The 23,289-nt window shown below is 65.3% G+C and carries 23 protein-coding genes; 17 read left to right on the top strand and 6 right to left on the bottom strand.

Translation table 11 applies throughout. The features are described from left to right. Positions 1-193 precede the first annotated feature (193 nt). The 9 genes from QRQ56_RS10345 to QRQ56_RS10305 all read left to right on the top strand — a co-directional run bounded on the left by QRQ56_RS10345 (position 194) and on the right by QRQ56_RS10305 (position 9,011). The gene (locus tag QRQ56_RS10345) at positions 194-1,651 is read left to right on the top strand and encodes a 6-hydroxynicotinate reductase (RefSeq protein WP_438739534.1); all 1,458 of its coding nucleotides are present in this window, start codon (positions 194-196) and stop codon (positions 1,649-1,651) included. Beyond that, positions 1,648-2,541 (top strand): UPF0280 family protein, encoded by an 894-nt coding sequence (locus QRQ56_RS10340; protein WP_438739532.1) that lies wholly within the window; start codon positions 1,648-1,650, stop codon positions 2,539-2,541. Before QRQ56_RS10345 ends, QRQ56_RS10340 begins: the two co-directional genes overlap by 4 nt. Before the next feature lie 15 nt (positions 2,542-2,556). Next, positions 2,557-3,141, top strand: coding sequence for an amino acid synthesis family protein (locus QRQ56_RS10335; RefSeq protein ID WP_027557295.1), 585 nt, complete (start codon positions 2,557-2,559; stop codon positions 3,139-3,141). A 78-nt stretch (positions 3,142-3,219) separates the two neighbouring features. Next, positions 3,220-4,422, top strand: a complete 1,203-nt coding sequence (locus QRQ56_RS10330) for an ABC transporter substrate-binding protein (RefSeq protein ID WP_438739529.1) — start codon at positions 3,220-3,222, stop codon at positions 4,420-4,422. Positions 4,423-4,616: 194 nt separating this feature from the next. Next, a complete protein-coding gene (locus QRQ56_RS10325) occupies positions 4,617-6,506 on the top strand; it encodes an ABC transporter permease (RefSeq protein WP_438739527.1) in 1,890 nt (629 codons plus the stop codon). Further along, positions 6,503-7,294, top strand: coding sequence for an ABC transporter ATP-binding protein (locus tag QRQ56_RS10320; RefSeq protein WP_438739525.1), 792 nt, complete (start codon positions 6,503-6,505; stop codon positions 7,292-7,294). The genes QRQ56_RS10325 and QRQ56_RS10320 overlap by 4 nt, the downstream gene beginning before the upstream one ends. Then, positions 7,291-7,995 carry an ABC transporter ATP-binding protein gene (locus QRQ56_RS10315; RefSeq protein ID WP_438739524.1) on the top strand — a complete coding sequence of 235 codons (705 nt, stop codon included), beginning with the start codon at positions 7,291-7,293 and terminating at the stop codon, positions 7,993-7,995. The genes QRQ56_RS10320 and QRQ56_RS10315 overlap by 4 nt, the downstream gene beginning before the upstream one ends. Before the next feature lie 14 nt (positions 7,996-8,009). Next, on the top strand, positions 8,010-8,465 hold the full coding sequence (locus tag QRQ56_RS10310) for a MarR family winged helix-turn-helix transcriptional regulator (RefSeq protein ID WP_438739522.1): 456 nt from the start codon (positions 8,010-8,012) through the stop codon (positions 8,463-8,465). Between the two features lie 156 nt (positions 8,466-8,621). Continuing rightward, a complete protein-coding gene (locus QRQ56_RS10305; protein WP_438739521.1) occupies positions 8,622-9,011 on the top strand; it encodes a hypothetical protein in 390 nt (129 codons plus the stop codon). Between the two features lie 10 nt (positions 9,012-9,021). Here the strand turns inward: QRQ56_RS10305 and QRQ56_RS10300 are convergent, their stop codons facing one another. Both QRQ56_RS10300 and QRQ56_RS10295 read right to left on the bottom strand, forming a co-directional pair. After that, positions 9,022-9,711: a hypothetical protein gene (locus QRQ56_RS10300; RefSeq protein ID WP_438739519.1), complete on the bottom strand. Its 690-nt coding sequence runs from the start codon at positions 9,709-9,711 to the stop codon at positions 9,022-9,024. A 125-nt stretch (positions 9,712-9,836) separates the two neighbouring features. Then, complete coding sequence (locus QRQ56_RS10295; protein ID WP_438739517.1) at positions 9,837-11,033, bottom strand: amidohydrolase family protein; 1,197 nt, start codon at positions 11,031-11,033, stop codon at positions 9,837-9,839. A 157-nt stretch (positions 11,034-11,190) separates the two neighbouring features. Here QRQ56_RS10295 and QRQ56_RS10290 point away from each other — a divergent pair, with 157 nt between their 5' ends. The 3 genes from QRQ56_RS10290 (at position 11,191) to QRQ56_RS10280 (ending at position 13,761) form a co-directional block, all read left to right on the top strand. After that, complete coding sequence (locus QRQ56_RS10290; RefSeq protein WP_438739515.1) at positions 11,191-11,964, top strand: ferredoxin--NADP reductase; 774 nt, start codon at positions 11,191-11,193, stop codon at positions 11,962-11,964. 95 nt (positions 11,965-12,059) lie between these two features. After that, a complete protein-coding gene (locus tag QRQ56_RS10285) occupies positions 12,060-12,383 on the top strand; it encodes a hypothetical protein (RefSeq protein ID WP_438739514.1) in 324 nt (107 codons plus the stop codon). Between the two features lie 106 nt (positions 12,384-12,489). Next, a complete protein-coding gene (locus QRQ56_RS10280; RefSeq protein WP_438739512.1) occupies positions 12,490-13,761 on the top strand; it encodes a cytochrome P450 in 1,272 nt (423 codons plus the stop codon). A gap of 56 nt (positions 13,762-13,817) precedes the next feature. Here QRQ56_RS10280 and QRQ56_RS10275 read toward each other — a convergent pair whose 3' ends face one another. Beyond that, the gene (locus QRQ56_RS10275) at positions 13,818-15,068 is read right to left on the bottom strand and encodes a DUF763 domain-containing protein (protein WP_438739511.1); all 1,251 of its coding nucleotides are present in this window, start codon (positions 15,066-15,068) and stop codon (positions 13,818-13,820) included. 128 nt (positions 15,069-15,196) lie between these two features. Here QRQ56_RS10275 and QRQ56_RS10270 point away from each other — a divergent pair, with 128 nt between their 5' ends. After that, positions 15,197-16,339, top strand: coding sequence for a mechanosensitive ion channel family protein (locus QRQ56_RS10270; RefSeq protein ID WP_438739510.1), 1,143 nt, complete (start codon positions 15,197-15,199; stop codon positions 16,337-16,339). Between the two features lie 12 nt (positions 16,340-16,351). Here the strand turns inward: QRQ56_RS10270 and QRQ56_RS10265 are convergent, their stop codons facing one another. The 3 genes from QRQ56_RS10265 to QRQ56_RS10255 all read right to left on the bottom strand — a co-directional run bounded on the left by QRQ56_RS10265 (position 16,352) and on the right by QRQ56_RS10255 (position 19,241). After that, positions 16,352-17,275: a PepSY domain-containing protein gene (locus QRQ56_RS10265; RefSeq protein WP_438739509.1), complete on the bottom strand. Its 924-nt coding sequence runs from the start codon at positions 17,273-17,275 to the stop codon at positions 16,352-16,354. Positions 17,276-17,449: 174 nt separating this feature from the next. Next, positions 17,450-18,250 (bottom strand): ABC transporter substrate-binding protein, encoded by an 801-nt coding sequence (locus QRQ56_RS10260; protein ID WP_438739507.1) that lies wholly within the window; start codon positions 18,248-18,250, stop codon positions 17,450-17,452. Between the two features lie 10 nt (positions 18,251-18,260). Then, positions 18,261-19,241 (bottom strand): tripartite tricarboxylate transporter substrate binding protein, encoded by a 981-nt coding sequence (locus tag QRQ56_RS10255; protein ID WP_438739505.1) that lies wholly within the window; start codon positions 19,239-19,241, stop codon positions 18,261-18,263. Positions 19,242-19,357: 116 nt separating this feature from the next. On the opposite strand from QRQ56_RS10255, the gene QRQ56_RS10250 reads away from it, so the two are divergent. From QRQ56_RS10250 to dctA, 4 genes are all read left to right on the top strand, one after another. Continuing rightward, entirely contained in the window at positions 19,358-20,068 is a 711-nt protein-coding gene (locus QRQ56_RS10250; protein WP_438739503.1) for a TetR/AcrR family transcriptional regulator, read from the top strand. A 75-nt stretch (positions 20,069-20,143) separates the two neighbouring features. Continuing rightward, complete coding sequence (locus tag QRQ56_RS10245; protein ID WP_438739501.1) at positions 20,144-21,097, top strand: amidohydrolase family protein; 954 nt, start codon at positions 20,144-20,146, stop codon at positions 21,095-21,097. Continuing rightward, positions 21,097-21,981, top strand: coding sequence for an amidohydrolase family protein (locus tag QRQ56_RS10240; protein WP_438739499.1), 885 nt, complete (start codon positions 21,097-21,099; stop codon positions 21,979-21,981). The genes QRQ56_RS10245 and QRQ56_RS10240 overlap by 1 nt, the downstream gene beginning before the upstream one ends. After that, the gene (gene dctA / locus QRQ56_RS10235; RefSeq protein WP_438739498.1) at positions 21,978-23,282 is read left to right on the top strand and encodes a C4-dicarboxylate transporter DctA; all 1,305 of its coding nucleotides are present in this window, start codon (positions 21,978-21,980) and stop codon (positions 23,280-23,282) included. The genes QRQ56_RS10240 and dctA overlap by 4 nt, the downstream gene beginning before the upstream one ends. Positions 23,283-23,289: the final 7 nt, after the last annotated feature.

The raw sequence follows: 23,289 nt of genomic DNA, 5'->3' as shown, positions 1-23,289 counted from the left end.
TGTACACAAACGTGCAAGCCGTGCATGCCGCACTGCAGCGCGGCTGCCTTGTTTGTGGACACGGCGGATAGGCAAATGAGCTTTTATGCGGCAGCAGCATCTTTTGCACTGCAACGCCGCTTGACAGTCCCCGGGGACCGCGCGCAACATTGTTCGTATACGAATGATAACCGCAGTATCCGCTGGCTCCGACATGACGACTGAAACGACGAGCGCCGTCATCGACAAGATCCGCTGCGATGCCTGTCCGGTGATGTGCTACATCAAGCCGGGCGCGGCAGGCGCCTGCGATCGCTACGCCAATCACGACGGCAAGCTCGTCCGCGTCGATCCGCATGTGATTCTGGAGCGCACCGTCGAGCACGGCGGCAAGCTCGTTCCGTTCAGCCGCACCGAAGACTGGGACGGCAAGATCGTCCACGAGCCCTCGACGTTCGTCACCGCGATCGGCGCGGGCACCACCTATCCCGATTACAAGCCGGCACCGTTCATCGTCTCCGCGGATGTGGACGGCGTCGACATGGTAACCGTGGTCACCGAGGGCATCTTCTCCTATTGCGGCATCAAGGTGAAGATCGACACTGACCGCTATCTCGGCCCGGAGAAGGCGACTGTCCGCGCACAGGGCGAGGCGGTCGGCCACGTCACGACCAGCGAATACGGCTCGCAGATGCTGTCGCTCGGCGGCGTGCATCACCTCACCGGCGGCTCCAAGAAGGAGGGCCGCGTCACCTGCGACACGCTGATGGACCTCGCCAATTGCAAGGCGGTGGAGCTCACCATCGACGGCGGTGCCAGCGTGGTGGTGCAGGCCGGCCAGCCACCGATTGTCAACGGTGTCAAAGAAGAGCGCATGCGCGTCGGCTGCGGCTCGGCCACGATCGGCATGTTCGCCAAGCAATGGCACGGCAAGGTCGATGAAGTCGTCGTGGTCGACGATCACATCACCGGCGTGCTGAGCGAACACCAGGCCGGCAAGCTGCTCGACATCGCCGACACCGGCATCAAGATGAAGGGGCGCCGCTCGACGCCCGGCCGCTATTTCCAGGTCGCCGATCCCGGCACGGGTTGGGGCGGCACCAATATCTCCGATCCGCTTGCGATCCTCGGTCCCTTCGACAAGAAGGAGGCCAAGGCCGGCCTGACCATGCTGATGGTCTCCACGACAGGCGAGCATTCGTCCTATTATGTGCTCGACGAGGCCCTCAATCCGATCGAGACCGAGATGCCCGCCGATTTGAAGTTCTCGGTCGAGCGCATCCAGGAGAATTGCGAGCCGGCGCTGTGCACGGTGCTGTTCATGGCGGGCGCCGGCGGTTCCCTGCGTGCCGGCGTCACCGACAATCCGGTGCGGTTGACGCGCTCGGTGAAGGACGCGCTGACGCGCGTCACAAGCGGCGGCGCGCCTGTTTATGTCTGGCCGGGCGGCGGCATCACCTACATGGTCGACGTGACGCAGATGCCGGCCGGGGCATTCGGCTACGTGCCGACACCGGCGCTGGTCGCGCCGATCGAATTCACCATGAAGCTGTCCGACTATGCCGCGCTCGGCGGACATATGGATTACGTCAAGCCGCTCTCCGAAGTGCAGAACGGCGAGGATGTCCGCCAGTTGCCCTGGCAGAACCCGATCCCGGGGCCACGGGCATGACGCGGCTCCCGCAAATCGCATTGCTGTCTGATGGCCGGCGGCTGCATTTGCAGGATGGACCGATCGATCTCATCATCGAGGCGAGGGGACGCGCGGAGGCGGTGCGTGCGGCTTACGAGGCCGCGGCGCAACGCTTCACCGGATTGCTCGACGAACTCTGTGCGGAACTGTCGGAATTGCGGGCGGCCGCTGGGCCGCAGACGTCGCTAAAGGGCGTTGTGGCGCTGCGGATGCACGAAGCCGTCGCGCCTTTCGCGGCTGACGGTTTCATCACCCCGATGGCGGCGGTGGCCGGCAGCGTGGCGGAGGAGATTCTCACCGCAATGCTGCGCGTCGCGGCGCTCGATCGGGCCTATGTCAACAATGGCGGCGACATCGCGCTTCATCTCGGCGCCGGCGAGCATTTCGCGGTCGGCCTGATGGACCGGCCTGACGGTGGCGGCGTGATCCGGACGATGCGAGTGGACGCGACGGATCCCGTGCGCGGCATCGCGACCAGCGGGCGCCATGGCCGCAGCTTTTCGCTCGGGATCGCCGACGCGGTGACGGTTCTTGCGGCGACCGCCTCGCAAGCCGATGCGGCTGCGACCGTCATCGCCAACGCCGTCGATCTGCCCGGGCATCCTGCCATCATCAGGCAGCCGGCCTGCGAGCTTCAGCCCGACAGCGATCTCGGCGCGCGTCTTGTCACCCGAAATGTCGGTCGATTGTCACAGAATGAGATCGCCGCAGCGCTGGAATCTGGCGCGGAATGTGCACGGCAATTGTTCGATCGCGGATTGATCGAGGGTGCCGTGGTGCGGCTTTGTGGTGATATGCTTGTCATCGGACAGAAGGATATAGAAGAGCAACGCTCGCGCCCGCTTGTGCTGGAGAGCGCGGTTGCCTGAACGGGGAAGCGAAACATGAGCGCGATCATCCGCAAGATCGTCACCGTCGTCGAAGAGACGCAGATGGAGATGGGCCGGCAGGTGTCGCCGCCGACCCGGCGCGCGGCGGCGATCGCCGTCATCGAAAATCCCTTTGCCGGCAAATATGTCGAGGACCTGTCGCCGCTGATCGCGATCGGCGAGGAGCTCGGCGAGCTGCTGTCGAAGCGCGCGGTGGCTGCGCTCGGCATCGATGGCGCGAAGGCGCAGAGCTATGGCAAGGCCGCCGCCGTCGGCGAGAACGGCGAGCTGGAACATGCGGCTGCGATCCTGCATCCGAAGATGGGCGCGCCGGTCCGCAAGGTTCTGAGCAAAGGCGCGGCGCTGATCCCGTCCTCGAAGAAGCGTAGCGGTCCCGGCACGACGCTGGACATTCCCTTGGGGCATAAGGACGCGGCCTTCGTCCGCAGCCATTTCGACGGCATGGAGGTGCAGATCAACGACGCACCGCGCGCCAACGAGATCATGGTCGCGGTCGCCGTCACCGACAGCGGCCGGCCGCTGCCGCGCGTCGGCGGTCTGACGGTCGCGGAGGTCAAGGGCGAGGACGGTTTGAGATAGGGTTTGAACCGGGGAGGCGGACACGGCTTTCCCGACAAGATCACGCTGAAGACGTAGAGTTCAAAACTGGAGGTTGGGATGCGAGCGAGAAACTATTTTGTGGGCGCGGCCTTCGCGCTTGTGGCGGGCGGCATGGGTCATGCGGCCCTGGCGCAGGACATCAAGATCGGCGAGATCAACAGCTATTCGCTGCTGCCGGCGTTCACCGAACCCTACCGCAAGGGCTGGCAGCTCGCGGTCGAGGAGGTCAATGCGGCCGGCGGCATCAACGGCAAGAAGCTCGTCGTCATCTCCAAGGACGACGGCGGCAAGCCGGCGGACGCGCAGACCGCGGCCAACGAGCTCGTCTCGAGCGAGGGCGTCGCGATGCTCACCGGCACGTTCCTCTCGAACATCGGCCTCGCCGTCAGCGACTTCGCCAACCAGAAGAAGGTGTTCTTCCTCGCGGCCGAGCCGCTGACGGACGCCATTACGTGGTCGAAGGGCAACAAATACACCTTCCGCCTGCGCCCCTCCAACTACATGCAGGCGGCGATGCTGGTCGAGGCGGCTTCGAAGCTGCCGGCCAAGCGCTGGGCGACGATCGCGCCGAACTACGAATACGGCCAGTCGGCGGTCGCAGTGTTCAAGAAGCTGATGTCGGAGAAGCGCCCCGACATTCAGTGGGTCGACGAGCAATGGCCGCCGCAGGGCAAGATCGATGCGGGTCCGGTGGTGCAGGCGGTTGCCGCCGCCAATCCCGAAGCGATCCTCAACGTCACGTTCGGCGCCGACCTCGTCAAGCTCGTGCGCGAGGGCAACACCCGTGGCCTGTTCAAGGGGCGCGAGGTCGTCTCGTTCCTGACCGGTGAGCCCGAATATCTCGATCCGCTCAAGGACGAGACGCCCGAGGGCTGGATCGTCACCGGCTATCCCTGGTACTCGATCAAGACCCCCGAGCATGATGCGTTCCTGAAGGCCTACCAGGCCAAGTACAACGACTATCCGCGCCTCGGCTCGATCGTCGGTTACCAGACCATCAAGTCGGCGGCCGCCATTCTCGCCAAGGCCGGCTCGACCGATCCGGAAAAGCTGATCGCGGCGGCCGAAGGCCTCTCGGTACCGTCTCCGTTCGGCGAGATCACCTTCCGCAAGATCGATCACCAGTCGACGCTCGGCGCCTATGTCGGCAAGACCGCGCTGAAGGACGGCAAGGGCGTGATGGTGGATTCGTCCTACAAGAAGGGCTCGGACTATCTGCCTGGCGATGCCGAAGTCGAGAAGCTGCGTCCGAAGGATTGATGTCTTTCTTCTCCCTCGCCCCGCTTGCGGGGAGAGGGTCGGGGTGAGGGGGAGCCTCCGCGAGGGAGGTGACAAAGGACTCGCGGAGACTCCCCCTCACCCGAATTGCTTCGCAATTCGACCTCTCCCCGCAGGCGGGGAGAGGTGAACCAAGCCTCGCATGCCGCGGCATGCAACACTAACCCGGACCGCCGATGGCCTTTTACGTCGTACAGTTTCTGACCGGTCTCGCCAGCGCGGCGTCGCTGTTCCTGGTGGCGTCGGGCCTGTCGATCATCTTCGGCGTGACGCGGATCGTGAATTTCGCGCATGGCGCCTTCTACATGATCGGCGCCTATATCGCCTTCACGTTGACCGAGCGGCTCTCGGGCGCGTTTGGCTTCTGGGGCAGCATCGTGCTGGCCGCGCTCGCGGTGGCGCTGATCGGCGTGCTGGTCGAGATGGTGCTGCTGCGCCGCATCTATCATGCCCCCGAGCTGTTCCAGCTGCTCGCGACCTTCGGCCTGACCTTGATGGTCGAGGACCTCGTGGTGCTGATCTGGGGGCCGGACGATCTCGTCGGCCGCCGGGCTCCGGGCCTCAAGGGCGCGGTCGATTTCTTCGGCCAGAACATCCCGAGCTACGATCTGTTCCTGATCGTGCTGGGACCCGTCGTGCTCGGCGTCCTCTGGCTGTTGTTCCAGCGCACGCGCTGGGGCGTGCTGGTGCGGGCTGCGACGCAGGACCGCGACATGGTCGCAGCGCTTGGCGTGAACCAGAAATGGCTGTTCACCTCGGTGTTCGCAGTCGGCGTCTTTCTCGCGGCGCTCGGCGGCGCGCTGCAGATTCCGCGCGATGCCGTCCATCATGCGATGGATCTGCGCATCATCGTCGAGGTCTTTGTCGTCGTCGTGATCGGCGGCCTCGGCAGCATCATCGGCGCCTTCGTCGCGGCCGTGCTGGTCTCCGAGCTCAATGCCTTCGGCATCCTGATCTTCCCGAAGATTTCCATCATCCTGGTCTTCCTGGTGATGGCGGTGGTGCTGATCGTCCGGCCCTGGGGCCTGTTCGGCAAGCCGGAGGCCGCCGCGCGCAAGACGCCGGGTCTCACCGTCAATCCGTGGCGTCCGCTGACATCGAACGAGCGGCTCGCGGCGCTGGCTGCACTCGTCGTCGCGGCGATGCTGCCGCTGTTCGCCGGCAATTACGCACTGACCGTCGGCTCGGAGATCGCGATCTTCGTGATCTTCGCCGTCAGCCTGCACTTCCTGATGTCGGTCGGCGGGCTCGCCTCGTTCGGCCATGCCGCCTATTTCGGCCTCGGCGCCTACGGCGTCGCGTTCCTCGCCAAGATGGCGGGGCTGCCGATGATCGTCTGTCTGCTGCTCGGCCCGCTGCTCGGCTGCATGGGCGCTGCCGTGTTCGGCTTCTTCGCCGTGCAGCTCTCCGGCGTCTATTTCGCGATGCTGACGCTCGCCTTCGCGCAGATCGTCTGGTCGATTGCGTTCCAGTGGGTGAGTGTCACCGGCGGTGACAACGGCATATTGGGCGTCTGGCCTTCGAGCTGGGCGGCAAGCCCGTCGCACTTCTACTGGCTGGCGCTCGGCGTTGCGGCGCTGGTGACCGTCGCGCTGCGGGCCATGGTGTTCTCGCCGTTCGGCTACGCGCTCCGGGCCACGCGCGACTCGCTGCTGCGCAGTGAAGCGGTCGGCATCAACGCCAAGCGGATCCAGTGGACGGCCTTCGTGATCGCGGGTACGACGGCCGGCATCGGCGGCGCGCTGTTCGCGTATCTGAAGGGCAGTGTGTTCCCCGACAATCTCGGCATCTCGCTCTCCGTCGATGCACTGGTCATGGTGCTGCTCGGCGGTGTCGAGACGGTGTCGGGCGCGGTGATCGGCGCCATCGTCTACAAGGCGCTGAGCATCTGGCTGATAAGCCAGACCGACCTGTCGAAGCTCGTGCTCGGCGGCTTCATCATGCTGATCGTCGTCGTCTTCCCCAAGGGCATCGTCGGCATGCTGGAAATGCTGGCGCAACGGCGCAGGAAGTCCTCGCCGCCAGGATCATCTCTGCTCGCCAAGCCGATCGAGTCCGCCGAATGAGCGTTGCACCCCCACTTCTTGCGGTCGAAGGTCTGACCAAATCCTATGGCGGCATCCACGCCGTGCGCGGCGTGTCGTTCTCGTTGCGCGCCGGCGAGATCCTGGCGCTGATCGGGCCGAACGGCGCGGGCAAGAGCACCTGTTTCGACATGCTCAACGGCCAGAACAGGCCCGATACAGGCCACGTCCGCCTGCTTGGTGAAGAGATCACCGGCAGGAAGCCGCGCGAGGTCTGGCGGCTCGGCGTCGGGCGCACGTTCCAGATCACCGCGACCTTCGCCACCATGACCGTGCGCGAGAACGTGCAGGTCGCGCTGATCTCGCACGGCAAGCAGCTGTTCAACCTGTTCGGCTCGGCGCCGAAGTTCGACCGTGCCGAGGCCGGCCGTCTGCTCGAACTGGTCGGCATGGGCGGCTATGCCGATCGTCCCTGCGGCGAGCTCGCCTATGGCGACCTCAAGCGGCTCGAGCTTGCGGTGGCGCTCGCCAACCAGCCGAAGCTCTTGTTGATGGACGAGCCGACCGCCGGCATGGCGCCGCGCGAGCGCGTCGACCTGATGCGGCTTACGGCGCAGATCGCGCGGGAAAAGTCGATCGGTGTGCTCTTCACCGAGCACGACATGGACGTGGTGTTCGAGCATGCCGACCGCATCCTCGTGCTCAATCGCGGCTCGCTGATCGCAGAGGGTTCGCCGGCCGAAGTGCGCGGCAATCCGCAGGTGCAGGCGGTCTATCTCGGCGAGGGCCTCGTCTACGATGCCCGCCATCGCGAGGGAGCATCGGCATGAAGCTGACCGTCGAGGGGCTCAACAGCCATTACGGCCCGGCGCATATCCTGTTCGACATCGGCTTCGAGGTCGACCAGGGCGAGGTGGTCGCGTTGCTCGGGCGCAACGGCGCCGGCAAGTCGACGACCTTCCGCTCGATCGTCGGGCTGGTCGCGCAGCGGACCGGCCGCATCATGTTCGAGGGCAAGGACGTCTCGACAAGGCCGACGCACGAGATCGTGCGCGAGGGGCTCGGCTATGTGCCGGAGGAGCGGCGCATCTTCACCGATCTGACCGTCGAGGAAAATCTCGAAGTCGGCAAGCAGCCCAAGCGTCCGAACGCGCCGTATTGGACCCGCGAGAAGCTGTTTACGCTGTTTCCCAACCTCGGCGAGATGAAGAACCGTCCGGGCGGGCGCATGAGCGGCGGCGAGCAGCAGATGCTCACCATCGCGCGCACGCTGATGGGCAATCCGTCGCTGGTGCTGCTCGACGAGCCCTCGGAAGGGCTGTCGCCGAAGATCGTGGAGCAGATGGTCGATGCCATCCTGACCATGAAGAAGGAGGGCGTAAGCATCGTGGTCTCCGAGCAGAATCTGCATTTCGCGCGGTTGATCTCCGACCGCGCCTACATCATCGAGCGCGGCCGTATCTGCTTCGGCGGCACCATGGCCGAGCTCGACGCGCGTCCGGACATCCGCGACGCGCATCTGTCGTTGTGAGAGGCGGGGGACGGATGGCGAGAAGCGTTGCGGTGAAGAAGGGCGTCAAGCCGGCCAAATCGTCCTACGTGCTCGACGAGCAGGTCGGCTTCATCCTGCGCCAGGTCTGGCAGCGCCACAGCTCGATCTTCTCCCGCGATATCGGCACCAATCTGACGCCGACGCAATGGGCGGCGCTGTCGAAGCTCGCCGAGACCGGGCCGTGCTCGCAGAACCAGCTCGGCCGGCTGACCGCGATGGATGTCGCGACCATCAAGGGCGTGATCGACCGCCTGACGGCACGCGGCCTGACCGAGACCAGCCAGGATCCAGAGGACGGACGGCGGCTGCTGGTGAGCCTGACGCGGGCCGGCCAGCAGCTTGCGGAGAAGGTCGCACCGAACGCGCTCGCCATCACCCGCGAGACTCTGGCGCCGCTCGACGCCAGGGAGCGCGAGATGCTGATGGCGCTGCTCAGCAAGCTGCGGTGAAGAACTCGCCGGGCAAAGCTAAGCGTGCCCACCACCTTTTGCGGTCAGGGCGAGATCGTGGGTACGGCGCTGCGCGCCTTTGCCCACCCTACGGCAGTTGAACGCGGTGCGGGGATTGGCGACTAACCTCGATGAGGACGTCATCGAGGTTTTTTCATGAGAACGGCGACGCGGTTTGCATTCGTCCTGGGTTTCGGTGTGGCGCTCGCCGGCCAATGCGCGCCCGCCTTTGCCGCGCAGCCTTATGAAGGCTTCTGGGCATCGACCAAAAAGGACTGTCGCGACGACGACAGTCCGAACCGCATGAGCATCGAAGGCAGCAACCGGCTGTACTGGTACGAGACGCGGTGCCGCGCCAGCGAGATCACGGCCGACGGTAAGCTCGGCTGGAAAATGAAGCTCGCCTGCGAGGGCGAAGGCCAGAAGTTTCGCTCTAATCCGCGCGTCTCCATCGCGGCGGACGGCAAGCTGGTGATGGACAACGGCCCGGTCGGGCAAGCCAGGCGCCAGACTTACGTGCGCTGTGAGATCGCGAAGAAGCGCTGATCTTCGGGGCCTAGGTCTTGCCCGGCCATTTGGCCCGGTAGCGGATTTCGCTGCCGTCGTCGATGCGCCGCCACGTGCCAAACTCCGGCGCATGCGGGGCCCGGGCCGACAGCCCGATCGGATAGACCCGGCTCGGCTGCCCCTCGATGTTGACGGCAAGCTGCCGGTGCGAGGTGCGGAAGGCCAGCTCGACTTCGCCCGCGATGACAGGCTGTTCGCCATCACGATGGAAACCGGCCGGGTTGAGTTCGCCCGGCATGGTGTTGAGGTCGGTCTGCAGCTCGATGGTGATGCCTTGCGCTGACGCCGGCACCTTGATGGCGGCCGGAAAGCGCACCTCGAACAGCAGCAGGGGATTGGCGCCGTTCCTGTTCAGCCAGGGCGTGGCCGTCATGTAGGCAAGGCCGAGGTAAACGGCGATGCCGGCAACGCAGAGCAGGGCGACGACGCCGAGCGACTTCAGGCTGTTGCGCGCAACGCTTTCGTTGCTCGCGTCTTTTCCCGGCCTCGTCACCAGCCAGCTGGCCAACACCGCGCCGCCGATCGCGCCGATGGGGGCGTAGACGAACAGCCCCAGTAACCCCGACGTGATGGGATCCGCGCGGTTGCCGAAATCGAACAGGGACAGCAGCACGAAGCTCGCGACATAGCCCGCAACAGCGCCCAAAACGCCGACGGCGATCCGTGATGAGTTCTTCATGTCTCCCTCGAAGGTCCAGCAATGAACTGCCGCCGCCGAGGGCTGCCTGCGTTAGACGCTTGAGGCCAAAGACTTGTTCAACGCCTCCAAGCGACGATGCGGAGCGGCGCGCCGCTCCGGCTGCGTCACTTCGCCACCACCTCCGGCACCCGGCCGGCCGGCGGGGTGTTGCGGCTGCGCTGGGTGCGCACGATGCCGTCGATGATGGTCATGCCGATGCCGGGGAGGTCGCCGAGCCGCACGCTCTCCAGGATGTTCTTGCCCGGCGAATGCTGGGCCTTGTCCATGATGACGAAATCCGCGGCGCGGCCGACTTCGATCACGCCGCAATCGAGCTGCCGCATCCGCGCGGTGTTGCCGGTGGCGAGGCAGAACGCGATCTCGGCCGGCAATTCGCCGATCGAGGACAGCATCGAGACCATGCGCAGGATGCCGAGCGGCTGCACGCCGGAGCCGGCCGGCCCGTCGGTGCCGAGGATCACGCGATGCAGCTCGTTCATCTCGCGTGCGATGCGCAGCGTGTAGAGCGCCGACCGCTCGTTGCCGTTGTGAACGATCTCGAGCCCGCGCTTGCAGCCCTCGCAGATGCAGCGGATCTGGTCGTCGGGCAGGGCAGTGTGGCCGCCATTGATGTGGCCGACCACGTCGGTGTCGGCCTCCAGCACGACGTCCTTATCGATCAGGCCGGAGCCGGGGATCGAGGGGCCGCCGGTGTGGATCGTGCTCTGGATGCCGTATTTACGGGCCCAGCCGACCATCTTGCGGGCGGTCGGGCCGTCCTTGACGCCGCCGAGGCCGACTTCGCCGAGCAGCTTGACGCCGGCGGCGGCCATCTCCTTGAAGTCTTCCTCGACCATTTCGCATTCGATCACCGGCGCGCCGGCGTGAACCTTCACGCCGCCCGGACGAAGCGTCCAGAACGCGCGCTGGGCGAAAATCGCCATCGCCTTGAGGCCGACGACGTCGCGGGGACGGCCGGGCATGTGGACCTCGCCCGCCGAGATCATGGTGGTGATGCCGCCATGGAGCGAGCTGTCGATCCAGCCGATCTGGTTCTGGCGGGGCGTCCAGTCGCCCGCGACGGGGTGGACATGGCTGTCGATCAGGCCGGGCGTGACCGTGGTGCCGTTGGCATCGACGATGGTGGTCGCGCCTTCGGTGTCGAGGTCCTTGTAACGGCCGATCGCGGTGATCTTGCCGTTCTCGGCGACGATGGTGTCGCCGTCCAGGATCGGCTTTTCCAGGGCGCCGGACAGGATCAGGCCGATATTCCGGATCACGAGCTTCGAAGGTCCGGTGGCCTGGGGGGCGTCATGCGCCATGGAAGGGGCTCCTTATTCCTAACTGCAACGCTTCCGATCTTGGGCAGCCTTGACCGCGGGATCAAGCAGGATTATTCATTAGTATACGAATGATCGTGTACAAACGACGCATAGCTGCCCGCCTCGGAACCGCATTGGAAGCGACAGGGAAGGTGAGATGAGCAATTTCAATCAGGAAAGCGTTTTGAGCGTCCATCACTGGACCGACACGCTGTTCTCCTTCAAGACCACCCGCAGCCCGACCTTCCGTTTCCGCAACGGCGAATTCACCATGATCGGGCTCAAGGTCGGCGAGAAGCCGTTGCTGCGGGCCTACAGCGTCGCCAGCGCCAATTACGAGGACACCCTCGAGTTCTTCTCGATCAAGGTGCCGGACGGCCCGCTGACCTCGCGCCTTCAGCACCTCAGGGAAGGCGACGAGATTATCGTCAGCCGCAAGGCCACCGGCACGCTCGTCATCGACAATCTGGAAGAGGGCCGCAACCTCTACCTCATCGGCACGGGCACCGGCCTTGCGCCGTTCCTGAGCGTGATCAAGGACCCCGAGACCTATGAGCGGTTCGAGAAGGTCGTGCTGCTGCATGGCTGCCGGCACGTGAAGGAGCTTGCCTATGGCGAGATGATCAACGAGCATCTGCCGAAGGACGAGCTGCTCGGCGAGTACATCCAGAACCAGCTGATCTACTATCCGACCGTGACCCGCGATCCCTTCCGCAACCGCGGCCGCATCACCGACCTCATCACCTCGGGCAAGCTGTTCAGCGACATCGGCCTGCCGGCGCTGGAAGCCGCCCATGACCGCGTCATGATCTGCGGCAGCCCGGCGCTGGTTGCGGACACCCGCGTGCTCCTGGGCGAGCGCGGCTTCGTCGAGGGCAACCACGGCGAGCCTGCCCAATTCGTGGTCGAAAAGGCCTTCGCCGAGCGCTAAGCCCGCAGAAAGACCGTATTTTCGCCGCCCGGCGGGCGTTGCCCCGCCGATTCGGCGCTTGATACACTGTGGGAGCGAATCAGCGGAGTTCCCACATGGTTGCGGACAGCGACAGCCACATCGCCTGGCACCGGGTTCAGTTGAAGAAGAACCGCGCCGAGTTGAAGGCGGTGGAGACCGCGCGCTTTACGATGGGCGAGATCGCCTCGTCGAAGCGGAACGGTCAGACCCAGAAGACCATCTCGGAACTCAAGCGGAAGATCGCGCTTTCGGAGCGCGTGATCGCCGATCATGACAAGCGTACCCGACGTCCGCTCGGCACTGACATGCAGAGCCTCAGCAATGGCAGTTGGAGCCATTGGGATTCCTACACGCAGCAGCAGCGCAAGACCGGCCACCGCTCGCCGGGACGCGAATAGGGCGTTTCAAGCGTCCGCTCTCGCGAGACCACATCGGTTCCGGCCCTTGCGCCGGCCGTGCCGCATCCCATCTGGTTGACGCGCCACCAATCACACCGGTGATCCCATGACACCGCGCCTCGATTTCACCAGCGAGGCCTTCTTTCGCGATCCGCCCAAGGCGATCGCGGCATTGCGCATGTCCGGCCCCGTGGTCGCGACGCGATTTCCTCTCGTCGGCGATGTCTGGATCACCACCACACATGACGCGACGGCCGCGGTCCTGAAGGACAGCGCGACCTTCACGTTGCGCAAGGAGGATGGCGACGTCGCGGGCCTGCGCTGGTGGATGCCGCGATATGTGAGGACCATCGCCAACAACATGCTGACGATGGACGAGCCTGACCACACCAGGCTGCGCGGCATCGTGGACGAGGCCTTCCGTCGCCGCGCGATCGTCGCGATGGAGCCGCGCATCCGCGCCATCGCCGACGGTCTGGCTGACGAGCTGTTCGCGAAGGATAATCCGGCTGATCTCGTCCAGCGTTACGCCCGCATCCTGCCGCTCGCGGTGATCTCCGAGCTCCTGGGCCTGCCGCAAGCCGACCGTCCGAGATTCATCGCCTGGGCCAACGAGATGTCCTCGTTGACCAACGTCCTCAGCTTCTTCCGCCTGCTGTGGGCGTTCCGCAAGATGCGCGCCTATCTCGCACGACAATTGCAGATCGCGCGTGAAAGGGGCGGCGAGGGCCTGATTGCCGAATTGATCCAGGTCGAGCGCGAGGGCGGCGAGATCACGCCCGACGAGATGGTCTCGATGGTGTTCCTGCTACTGGCCGCCGGTTCCGAGACCACCACGCATCTCATCAGCGGCTCCGCCTACGAGCTCCTCAGGCGTCCCGACTTGCGCGATTGGCTCGAGCAGGATTGGAGCCGGGTTGGGCTCGCAGTGGAGGAGTTCCTGCGCTTCGTCTCACCCGTGCAGTTCTCCAAGCCGCGCTATGTGCGGCGGGACATCGACGTCGAAGGCGTGCGCCTGAAGCAGGGCGATCGCGTCATGGTGATGCTCGCCGCGGCCAACATGGATCCGGCGATGCATGATTGCCCTGAAAGGCTCGATCTCGAACGCAAGCCGAACCGTCACTTGTCGTTCGGAACGGGAATCCATTTCTGCCTCGGGCACCAGCTGGCGCGCATCGAGGCGGCCTGTGCGCTGGAGGCGCTGTTCGTGCGATGGCCGAAACTCGGCCTGGCCGTCGATCCCGCTGACGTTCACTGGCGCAGGCGGCCGGGCCTGCGCGCGATCACGACGCTTCCCGTGACGGCCGAGGGCCGCGGAACAGGAGCAACTGCGCGCAGCGAAGCGAGCATCGATCGTTCGCTGACTGCGGCGAGCTGAAGACAACTGGCCTTCGGAAATGGAGCGTTGCTTGCGACCAATTTGCGGACCGCTGTTCAGCCGGTCTGCTTTTTTGCTTGCGCCAGATCGCGCTCCCAGCCGAACACGGAACGGCCGTCGAGATCGGGCGAGGCTGCGCGTTCCCCGGCGATGTAGGCCTCCACGGAAGGCCCGCGCGCGGTTCGTTCCAGCCGCCGCGCCTGATCGTCGAGCCGCTTCATCGCCTGCATCTCTTCTTCGCGCCCGAGCCTGGCGTTCTGGACCGCGCCTTTCAGCACGCGGATGGTCTCGTCATAGACCTTGATCGGGACGGGGTAGGGATGCCGGTCCTTGCCGCCATGTGCGAGCGAGAATCGCGCAGGGTCCGTGAAGCGATAGGGCGCGCCGTGCACGACCTCTGCGACCATCGCCAGCGAGCGCACGGTACGGGCGCCGACCCCGGGCGTCAGCAGCAGCTCCGGGAAATCGACAGGGCCGCGCTCGGCTGCGGCCGCGAGCGTGCCGTGCAGGCGGCGCGCGAACACGTCCTTCGGCCTGACATCGTGATGCGCGGGCATGATCAGATGCGGCAGCATGGCCTGTGCCGGCTCCGGCGCGGTCCCGATGAGCCGTTCGAATTCGCTGACGATGCGATCGGGGCCGAGATCCCCGAGGAGATCGAGCTGCACGCTGCGCGAGATATCGGCGCGATGGTCGGTGAGATTGACGATCTCGCCCTGCTGGGGACCGTCGATCGCGCTGTGCGGCGTATCGACGAAACTCTTCAGCGCCTCGGAATGCCAGTGATAGCGGCGAGCCTGCCGCTTGTCGCCGTTCATGCCCTGCTGCACCACCGTCCATTTGCCGTCGGCGGTGACGAAGAAGCCGTGGAGATAGAGATCGAAGCCGTCCTGCACGGCCGCGCTGTCGACCTTCGCCACCAGCCGGCTTGCGCGGGTCAGTTTTGCGCCGTCGAGGCCGACGCGATTCCCGAGCAGCATCAGCTCGTCCGGCGTCTTGCGCGAGTGCTGGCCCCGGCCGCCGCAAACGTAGATCCCGAGTTCGTCCTGAAGCGGCCCGAGCCCGCGCTTCAGTGCGCCGATCACTGAGGTCGTGATGCCCGAGGAGTGCCAGTCCATTCCCATCACGGCGCCGAACGACTGGAACCAGAAGGGATGGGACAGCCGCTGCAGAAATGCATCACGGCCGTAATGATGCACGATCGCCTGCGTGACGATCGCGCCGAGCGAGGCCATGCGACTGGCCAGCCAGGGCGGAACCCGGCCGGTGTGCAAGGGAAGATCGGCGCTGCCGCTACGTCGAGTCATGAATGCACTAATATTAGCGCAATCCGGCGACGGTTGCACCAGCGGAATGCTGCGTTGCACCGAGCGGGGGAGCGAAGCGGGCCGGAAGGCGTTGAGCCCGCTACGTGAATGCAAGCGCGGGGACAGCAATGAATTGGCAGGCCCTTTTGGCCGACATCGACAGGATGCTCGGGTGGATACCGTCGTGGTTTGTCGGCCTCAGCCTGGTCGTCGGCGCGATTCTGCTGGCGCTGTCCGTCTACCGGCTCGCGACATGGCTGCTGAACCGGGCCTTTGGAACCCGTCTTCCGCTTTTAGGCGTGTTCATCGAACGCACCTCCGGCCCGGCCCAGCTTGCGTTGTGCCTGGCAGCCGTTGCGCTGGTCCTGCCGCTCGCGCCGCTCGACGACAACATCCGTACGCCCTTGATGCGCCTGTTCGTCGTGGCCGTCATCGCTCTAATCGGCTGGATCTCGATCCGGATCGTCGACATGAGCGCCGCGCGCTACCTGCAGAACTTTCGCGACGTCACCGAGAACTTCGTCGCGCGCAAGCACGTCACGCAAGTCCGGGTGTTCAAGCGCGTCACCGACACCATCATCGTCATCATCACGGTATCAACAGCGCTGATGACGTTCGACTCGGTGAGGCAATACGGCGTCAGCCTGTTCGCCTCCGCCGGCGCGGCCGGTATCATCGTCGGTCTTGCCGCGCGGCCGCTGCTGAGCAATCTGATCGCGGGTCTGCAGATCGCGATCACGCAGCCGATCCGCATTGAGGACGCCGTGATCATCGAGAACGAGTGGGGGTGGGTCGAGGACATCGCCTCGACCTATGTGGTGATCCGATTGTGGGATTGGCGCCGCATGGTGGTGCCGCTGTCCTATTTCATCGAGAAGCCGTTCCAGAACTGGACCCGCGACACGGCTTCGCTGATCGGCGTGATCGCGCTCCACGTCGACTATCGCGCCGACGTCCCCCGGATCCGGCGCTGGCTGGAAGGGGCGGTGAAGGAGTCAAAGCTCTGGGACGGGGCGGTGGTCAATCTCCAGGTGATCGACGCGGACTCGCGCACCATCGAACTGCGGGCGCTGGTCAGCGCGCGAAACGCGCCGCAATCCTGGGACTTGCGCTGCGAGGTCAGGGAACGGCTCGTCGCCTTCATTCGCGACGAGATGCCGGAGGCGCTGCCGCGCGAGCGTGCAATCCTGATTCCATCGGCCGACGCTGACGCTGATTTCCTGCAACGGTCCGCGCCGCCGGAGAAGATGCGGGCAAATGCCCGCAACTGATATTCGGTGCGATCAGCGAACGCCGGCAATGGCGGCGTCGGCCGGCCGGCCCGCGCGGGGCCGCGGCTTGCGCAGGGTTCGCCGCGCCCAGATCAGGAGCCCGGTCGACAGCAGTGTCAGCAACGCGATCGAGGTCACGACATTGAGCGGCGAGGCGATCAGGGCCGACCAGTTTCCTTCGTGGATCAGGCGCGGCCAGTTGCGCGGCAGCGGCGTGACCGCCGACGCGGTGACGGCATAGGCGCGAAGTTCTCCGCCGTCATAGAGCCTTGCCATGATGCGGCCGCCGCGGTTGCCGATCGAGATCACATGCGACAGCTCGTGCGAGGATGCGACCATGTGGATCGCGTCCGGCAGGGCGAGGGGACGGCCACTCGTGGCTGGAGGAACCGCCGTCTGAAAAGTCAGGCCGAACGCCATGCACAGGCCGGTCAATGGACTGAGAAGGATCAGCGGCAGCGTGAACCAGGCGGTCCCCTTGTGCCATCCCGAGAGCGTGTTGCGCAGCCGCGGCAGCCCCATGACGATGCCGAGCACCAGGACGATCACCATCGCCAGCGTGGACGCGGTCACCAGCCAGGCCTGCCCCATGAGACGCTCATGCGTGAAACGCGCCCAGAGAAAGAACTCCGACAGGGTCGAGCTCACGGACGCGGCTTCGCCGGTCGCAAGATCGATCGCCGGCACGGTGGTGCCCTGCATCGTGATCCGCCGGCTGGCCGCGTTGATGGAGAGCCCGCGCGCCTTGCCGTCGGGATCATATCGCTTCACCAGTTCGACGACGCGGCCGGCATCGATCGCGTCACCGCCAATGCCACTCGTTTGCACGAGCGGCTCGACCGACAGGATCAGACCGGTGGCGATGATCGCAAACAGCGGAAGGGCGAAGACCAGGGTGATCCAGCGATGAAGTCTCAACAATGCGGGTTTGCTCATGCGTCGTCTCTCGTGTTCTTTCGTCCTTGCTCGCGCAAGGACGTGCAAAACACAAATGACGCTTTGTCCATATTGTTGCGTTGATGTGCAGCAACAGGAATTAAAATTCGCGGCGCGACGTGCCGACGGTATCGGGCATCGCCGCACTGCTGCGCTCCAGCACGCGCGACGCTCTTACTCGCGCCTGGCCTTGGTCGCTCCACGCAGGCCTGCCTGCTGTTGGATCGTGTCGAGCGTGCCTGATGATTGCTCGTCCGCCACGAAGCGATTGAGCATGACGAGAGACTCTTCGCGCCCCTTCGGGATCGCGATCGCCATGTGCTCCAGCCCCCAATTGCCGTCGAGGATGCGTGCACCCGGCATCTGGTCGGACATCTCGAACAGCGTCGGCTTGTTGGTCGCATAGAGATCGATCTCGCCGCGGCCGAACATGCCGATGGCGGCCTTGACGCTTTCGGCGGAGACAATTGTGGCGTTCTTGAATTTGGCGGGCAGCGTGCGCTCGGAGGTCGAGCCCTTGGTGACGCCGATCTTCACGCCTGATTTGTCGATGTCCTCGACCTTTCCGATCGGCGAATTTGCCGGGACGAGATAGCCGAGCTCGATCGCCAGCACGGGCTGGCTGAAGCTGACGTCATTCGCGCGCGCCGGCGTGGCATTGGTCACGGTGAAATCGACCTTGCCGTCGTGGATCGCGGCAACGATGTCGGCGACGCGCTCGAACTTGACGTAGTCGATGCCAACGCCGAGGCGCCTGGCCAGCTCGCCGCCGAGGTCGTAGGCGAGGCCGTGCGGCTTGCCGGCGGCGTCGGTCACCATCGAGGTCGGGCTGCCCGGATAGATGCCGACGCGCAAGCTGCCGCTCGGCGCCAGCAGCCTAGCTTCGCCATCGGCGTGCGCGGGCGCGCCGGGCAGGCCGATGATGGCAAGCGCAAGCAGGGCTGTGCGCGCAGCATGGCGAAGAGAAATCCTCATGGATCGAGCCTCACTGCGCGCGGATGTTGGCCGCCTTCAGCACCGGCTCCCATTTGGTCGCCTCGGCATGCATGTAGGCGTCAAAGTCCTTGGCGGAGGAACCGACGGGCGCTGCGCCGATCTTGCCGAGCGTCGACATCACGTTCGGGTCCTGCAGCGCGGCCTTGAGGTCGGTTTCGAGCTTTGTCACGATCTCCGGCGGCATCTTTGCCGGTCCAAGCACACCCCACCAGACCGAGACGTCGTAGCCGGCGACGCCGGCCTCCGCGACGGTCGGCACATCAGGCAACGCCTTCGAACGTTCGGCCGAGGTCACAGCGAGCGCGCGCACCGGGCCGCCTTCGAGCTGGCCGATCGCTTCCGCCAGCGGATTGATGCTGAGCGGGATCTCGCCGGCGATGACGGCGGTCAGCGCCGGCGCACCGCCCTTGTAGGGGATCGAGACGATCTTGGTGCCGGACATGTATTTCAGGAGTTCGCCGGCCAGATGCGCCGAGGTGCCGTTGCCGGACATGCCATAGGAGAGCTTGTCCGGCTCCTTCTTGGCGGCCGCGAGGAGATCGCCGAGCGTCTTGTACGGACTGTCCTTGGCCACCACGATCGCGAGCGGCGAGGAGGCGACTTCCGTGATCGCCGTAAAATCCTTGAACGTGTCGTAGGGCACGCTCGGATAGATGAACTGGTTGAGCGGATGGCCGCTCGCGACCAGGATCAGCGTGTAGCCGTCGGGCGCAGCCTGTGTCAGCGCCTGCGAGGCAACGATGCCGCCGGCGCCGGGGCGGTTGTCGACCACCGGCTGCTGGCCCCAGGTTTTTGCCAGCGCCTGTGCCAGCGTGCGCGCGAGCACATCGACCGCGCCGCCGGCGGCGTAGGGGACCAGAATATGGACCGGCTTGCTCGGATAAGTGTCGGCCGCCTGTGCGGCGCCGCTCGTGAGCAGCAAGCTCGTGCCCAGCATCAAACCGCCGATCATCTTGTTCAAACCCAGCATTTCCCAGCACTCCTTGCGGGCGTTTACGTGCTTGCGGCCGGTCTTCCGACCCGCCCGGACGCCGCCCATGGTTTTTGTTGACGAGACCTGATCTTTTGTACGATAGTACAAATCACATGGTACGCAAGCCCACCAGCAAGGAATCGGCCCGCAAGCCGAACATGCGCGAGGCAATCCTCGCCGCGGCCGAGGAGCTGTTCGCCACCAACGGCTTCAATGCCGTCTCGGTGCGCGACATCGCGCAAGCCGCCGGGGCCAATCCCGGCAGCGTCACCTATCATTTCAAGACCAAGGACGGCCTGCTGCTGGAGATCTACCGGCGTCATTGCGGGCCGATGAACCTGCGTCGTTCGGAGCTGCTCGCGGCTGCAAAGCGCGTGCGCGATCTCCAGGACCGGCTGGAGGCGATCGTGCGCGCCTATGTGGTGCCGGCCTTCACCTCGGGCAGCGACCTTGCCGGCGGAGGTGCGCGCTTCACGCGGCTGCGCGCCGTGATGTCGGCCGAGGGCAACGAGGTCGCGCGCAAGATCATCGCGCAGACGTTTGACGACACCAGCCACGCCTTCATCGACGCGATCCACGAAAGCGTGCCGCATATTCCGCGCACCGACATCGTCTGGCGCAGCCACTTCCTGCTCGGGGCCCTGTATTATTCGCTGGTGACGCCGGATCGCGTCTCGCGCCTGTCGCGCGGCGAGGCAGACGGCGGCGATCCCGCCAATGCCATCGAGCAACTGGTGCAGGCCACCGTTGCCGCATTCCAGGCGCCGGCGCTGGATCAGGCCGGGCCGGCACGCCGGCGGCCGGCCGTCAGCAACAAGACCTAGAAAAGAGCCGCCCGAGGGGAGGCGCGCAATTGCGCTTCCGCTCGCAGGCGGACGATGTAACGGGGTGTTGGGAACATGAACAGGCGGGAGTGCTTGCATCTCTTGACCGGGATGGCCGGTGCGGCGATCGCGGGCGAGGTGCGCGCGGAAGAGCCGAAGGCGATACCGACGATCACGCCGCCGGACCCCAATCCCAAGACGCCGTCGTTCAAGCTGCCGCCGAAATCCTGCGACAGCCATACCCATATCTTCGGCCCGGCGTCGCGCTATCCCTTCTCTGAGAAGCGCCCGTACAACACGGCCGACGCGCCGCTGGAGACGTTCCGAAGCGTCCATGAGAAGATCGGCGTCGAGCGCTGTGTGATCGTCAATGCGACCGTGCACGGCACCGACAATCGCGTCGTCACCGACGCCATTGCCCAGAGCGAGGGCGCGTATAAGGGCATCGCCAACGTCAGTGATGAGATGAGCGAGAAGCAGCTGGCGGCGCTCGACAAGGCCGGTATCTGCGGTTGCCGCTTCGCCTTCCTCAAGCGCCTCGGCGGCATCGGCGACATGGGCAAGTTCCAGCGCATCGTGCACCGCGTCGCCGAGCTCGGTTGGCACATTGACGTCTATTTCGAGCCGGGCACGATCGGCGAATTCGCACCTGTTCTCACCGCGCTGCCGACACCTTATGTGATCGACCACATGGGAACGGTGCAGGCCGGCAAGGGGCTCGACGATCCCGGCTTCACCGCGCTGCTCGACCTTCAGAAGAAGGACGAAAAGTGCTGGGTGAAGATCACCGGGCTGGAGCGTGCCTCCGCCGCCGGCAAGCCGTTCCATGACGCCGTGCCGTTCGCGAAGGCGCTGATCGACAACGCACCGGATCGCGTCTTGTGGGGCACCGACTGGCCGCATCCCAATGTGAAGATCATGCCGAATGACGGCGATCTCGTCGACCTGATCCCGCTCTACGCGCCCGATGCAAAGATCCAGCACAAGCTGCTGGTCGACAACCCCGCGCGCCTGTTCAAGTTCACCTGATGAATAAGATGTACACCCCGACCATTCCGCCGCCCGATCCGAACACGCGCACGCCGAAGTTCAAGCTGCCGAAGCTGTCCTGCGACGCGCATTGTCACATCTTCGGACCGGGCGCGAAATACCCTTACGCGCCGGACCGGTCCTACACCCCGCCGGACGCGCCGCTGGAGGATTTCAGGGCTCTGCATGCCAAGCTCGGCATCGAGCGCGCGGTCATCGTCAATGCCAGCGTGCACGGCACCGACAACAGCGTGGCGCTCGATGCGATCGCGCAGAGCAACGGCGCTTACCGTGCGGTCGCCAATATCGACGACACGATCACCGAGCGTGAGCTGCGCGTGTTGCACGAGGGCGGCTTTCGCGGTTGCCGCTTCAATTTCGTCCGCCATCTCGGCGGCGTGCCCGACAAGCGCGTGTTCGACCGTATCGTCGGGATGGTCACGCCGCTCGGCTGGCACATCGATCTGCATTTCGATGCGATCGACCTGCCTGAATATGCCGACATGCTGACGAGGCTGCCGCTCAGCTACACCATCGATCACATGGGCCGCGTGAAGGCGTCCGAGGGGCTCGACCAGCTCCCGTTCAGAATCCTGATCGAGCTGATGCAGTGCGACGAGAAATGCTGGGTCAAGATCTGCGGCTCGGAGCGGGTCTCCTCGGCCGGTCCGCCATTCACGGACGCGGTGCCGTTCGCGCGAAAGATCGTCGAGACCGCGCCGGACCGGGTGATCTGGGGCACCGACTGGCCGCATCCCAACGTCAAGGTGATGCCGAATGACGGCGACCTCGTCGACCTGATCCCGCTGTTCGCGCCGGAGGCGGAGCTCCAGCAGAAGATCCTGGTCGACAATCCCGCGCGCCTGTTCGAGTTCGACCGATGACGGCGCTCGCGATCGACAAGCCGCGCGGCCGTGCCTGGTGGAAAGAGCTCTGGATCCAGGTGCTCATCGCCATGGCGGCCGGCATCGTGCTCGGGATCGCCAGCCCCGAGGCGGGCGCCAAGATGCAGCCGCTCGGGGATGCCTTCATCAAGGCGATCCGGATGCTGATCGCGCCGATCATCTTCTGCACCGTCGTGCACGGCATCGCGCATATGGCCGACATGGCGCGGGTGGGGCGCGTCGCGGTGAAGGCGATCGTCTATTTCGAGATCATGACCACGATCGCGCTGATCATCGGGCTCGTTGCGGTGAACCTGCTCAAGCCGGGTGTCGGCATGAATATCGATCCCGCCAGCATCAATGCGAGCGCGATCGAGCCCTACGTCAAGCAGACCAGCGTTATCGGCTTCGTGCCGTTCCTGATGAACATCGTGCCGGCAACCTTCGTCGGCGCTTTTGCCGAAGGCAACATCCTCCAGGTGCTGTTCATCTCCGTGCTGTGCGGCTTCGCGCTGGTGCAGCTCGGCGAGCGGGGCGCTCCGCTGGTCCATCTGATCGACATCGCCGCCAAGATGGTGTTCGCGGTGGTCGGCTTCGTGATGTGGGCGGCGCCGATCGGTGCGTTCGGAGCCATCGCGTTCACGGTCGGCAAGTTCGGCGTGGGCTCGCTGGCCTCGCTCGGCAAGCTGCTCGGCGGCTTCTATCTGACCTGCGTGATCTTCATTGCCGTCGCGCTCGGGCCGGTGGCGCGGCTGTGCGGCTTCTCGCTGCTCAAGCTGATCCGATACATCTGGGAAGAGCTGCTGATCTGCATCGCCACGACGTCGTCCGAGACGGTGCTGCCGCGGATGCTGATCAAGCTGGAAAAGGCCGGCTGCGAGAAGAGCGTGGTCGGGCTCGTGATCCCGACCGGCTATTCCTTCAATCTCGACGGCACCTGCCTCTATCTTGCCGCCGCATCGGTGTTCCTGGCCCAGGCCACCAACACGCCGTTCGGGCTCGCCGAGCAGATCGAGCTGCTGCTGATCCTGCTGGTGACCTCCAAGGGCGCGGCGGGAATCGCGGGCGCCGCCTTCGTCGTGCTGGCGGCGACGCTGTCGGCCACCGGCAGCATTCCGGTGACGAGCGTCGCCCTTGTGCTCGGCATCCATCGCCTGATGTCGCAGGGACTGACGCCGACCAATCTGATCGGGAATGCGGTGGCGACCATCGCGATCGCGAAATGGGAGGGCGCGCTGGATGGCGAGCGCCTGAAGCGCGTGCTCGACGGCGAGGAGCCGGCCGCGGTCGCCGCCGCCTGAATGAACT

The organism is Bradyrhizobium sp. U531 (assembly GCF_051710265.1).
GTDB lineage: Bacteria > Pseudomonadota > Alphaproteobacteria > Rhizobiales > Xanthobacteraceae > Bradyrhizobium.
The sequence above is the reverse complement of the archived record's forward strand: the minus strand, read 5'-3'. Positions and strand labels throughout refer to the sequence as shown.

Excerpts from the sequence above, each read along its gene's own strand:
- QRQ56_RS10345 (WP_438739534.1), top strand. The coding sequence starts at position 194 with ATGACGACTGAAACGACGAGCGCCGTCATCGACAAGATCCGCTGCGAT.
- QRQ56_RS10340 (WP_438739532.1), top strand. The coding sequence starts at position 1,648 with ATGACGCGGCTCCCGCAAATCGCATTGCTGTCTGATGGCCGGCGGCTG.
- QRQ56_RS10335 (WP_027557295.1), top strand. The coding sequence starts at position 2,557 with ATGAGCGCGATCATCCGCAAGATCGTCACCGTCGTCGAAGAGACGCAG.
- QRQ56_RS10330 (WP_438739529.1), top strand. The coding sequence starts at position 3,220 with ATGCGAGCGAGAAACTATTTTGTGGGCGCGGCCTTCGCGCTTGTGGCG.
- QRQ56_RS10325 (WP_438739527.1), top strand. The coding sequence starts at position 4,617 with ATGGCCTTTTACGTCGTACAGTTTCTGACCGGTCTCGCCAGCGCGGCG.
- QRQ56_RS10320 (WP_438739525.1), top strand. The coding sequence starts at position 6,503 with ATGAGCGTTGCACCCCCACTTCTTGCGGTCGAAGGTCTGACCAAATCC.
- QRQ56_RS10315 (WP_438739524.1), top strand. The coding sequence starts at position 7,291 with ATGAAGCTGACCGTCGAGGGGCTCAACAGCCATTACGGCCCGGCGCAT.
- QRQ56_RS10310 (WP_438739522.1), top strand. The coding sequence starts at position 8,010 with ATGGCGAGAAGCGTTGCGGTGAAGAAGGGCGTCAAGCCGGCCAAATCG.
- QRQ56_RS10305 (WP_438739521.1), top strand. The coding sequence starts at position 8,622 with ATGAGAACGGCGACGCGGTTTGCATTCGTCCTGGGTTTCGGTGTGGCG.
- QRQ56_RS10300 (WP_438739519.1), bottom strand. The coding sequence starts at position 9,711 with ATGAAGAACTCATCACGGATCGCCGTCGGCGTTTTGGGCGCTGTTGCG.
- QRQ56_RS10295 (WP_438739517.1), bottom strand. The coding sequence starts at position 11,033 with ATGGCGCATGACGCCCCCCAGGCCACCGGACCTTCGAAGCTCGTGATC.
- QRQ56_RS10290 (WP_438739515.1), top strand. The coding sequence starts at position 11,191 with ATGAGCAATTTCAATCAGGAAAGCGTTTTGAGCGTCCATCACTGGACC.
- QRQ56_RS10285 (WP_438739514.1), top strand. The coding sequence starts at position 12,060 with ATGGTTGCGGACAGCGACAGCCACATCGCCTGGCACCGGGTTCAGTTG.
- QRQ56_RS10280 (WP_438739512.1), top strand. The coding sequence starts at position 12,490 with ATGACACCGCGCCTCGATTTCACCAGCGAGGCCTTCTTTCGCGATCCG.
- QRQ56_RS10275 (WP_438739511.1), bottom strand. The coding sequence starts at position 15,068 with ATGACTCGACGTAGCGGCAGCGCCGATCTTCCCTTGCACACCGGCCGG.
- QRQ56_RS10270 (WP_438739510.1), top strand. The coding sequence starts at position 15,197 with ATGAATTGGCAGGCCCTTTTGGCCGACATCGACAGGATGCTCGGGTGG.
- QRQ56_RS10265 (WP_438739509.1), bottom strand. The coding sequence starts at position 17,275 with ATGAGCAAACCCGCATTGTTGAGACTTCATCGCTGGATCACCCTGGTC.
- QRQ56_RS10260 (WP_438739507.1), bottom strand. The coding sequence starts at position 18,250 with ATGAGGATTTCTCTTCGCCATGCTGCGCGCACAGCCCTGCTTGCGCTT.
- QRQ56_RS10255 (WP_438739505.1), bottom strand. The coding sequence starts at position 19,241 with ATGCTGGGTTTGAACAAGATGATCGGCGGTTTGATGCTGGGCACGAGC.
- QRQ56_RS10250 (WP_438739503.1), top strand. The coding sequence starts at position 19,358 with ATGGTACGCAAGCCCACCAGCAAGGAATCGGCCCGCAAGCCGAACATG.
- QRQ56_RS10245 (WP_438739501.1), top strand. The coding sequence starts at position 20,144 with ATGAACAGGCGGGAGTGCTTGCATCTCTTGACCGGGATGGCCGGTGCG.
- QRQ56_RS10240 (WP_438739499.1), top strand. The coding sequence starts at position 21,097 with ATGAATAAGATGTACACCCCGACCATTCCGCCGCCCGATCCGAACACG.
- dctA (WP_438739498.1), top strand. The coding sequence starts at position 21,978 with ATGACGGCGCTCGCGATCGACAAGCCGCGCGGCCGTGCCTGGTGGAAA.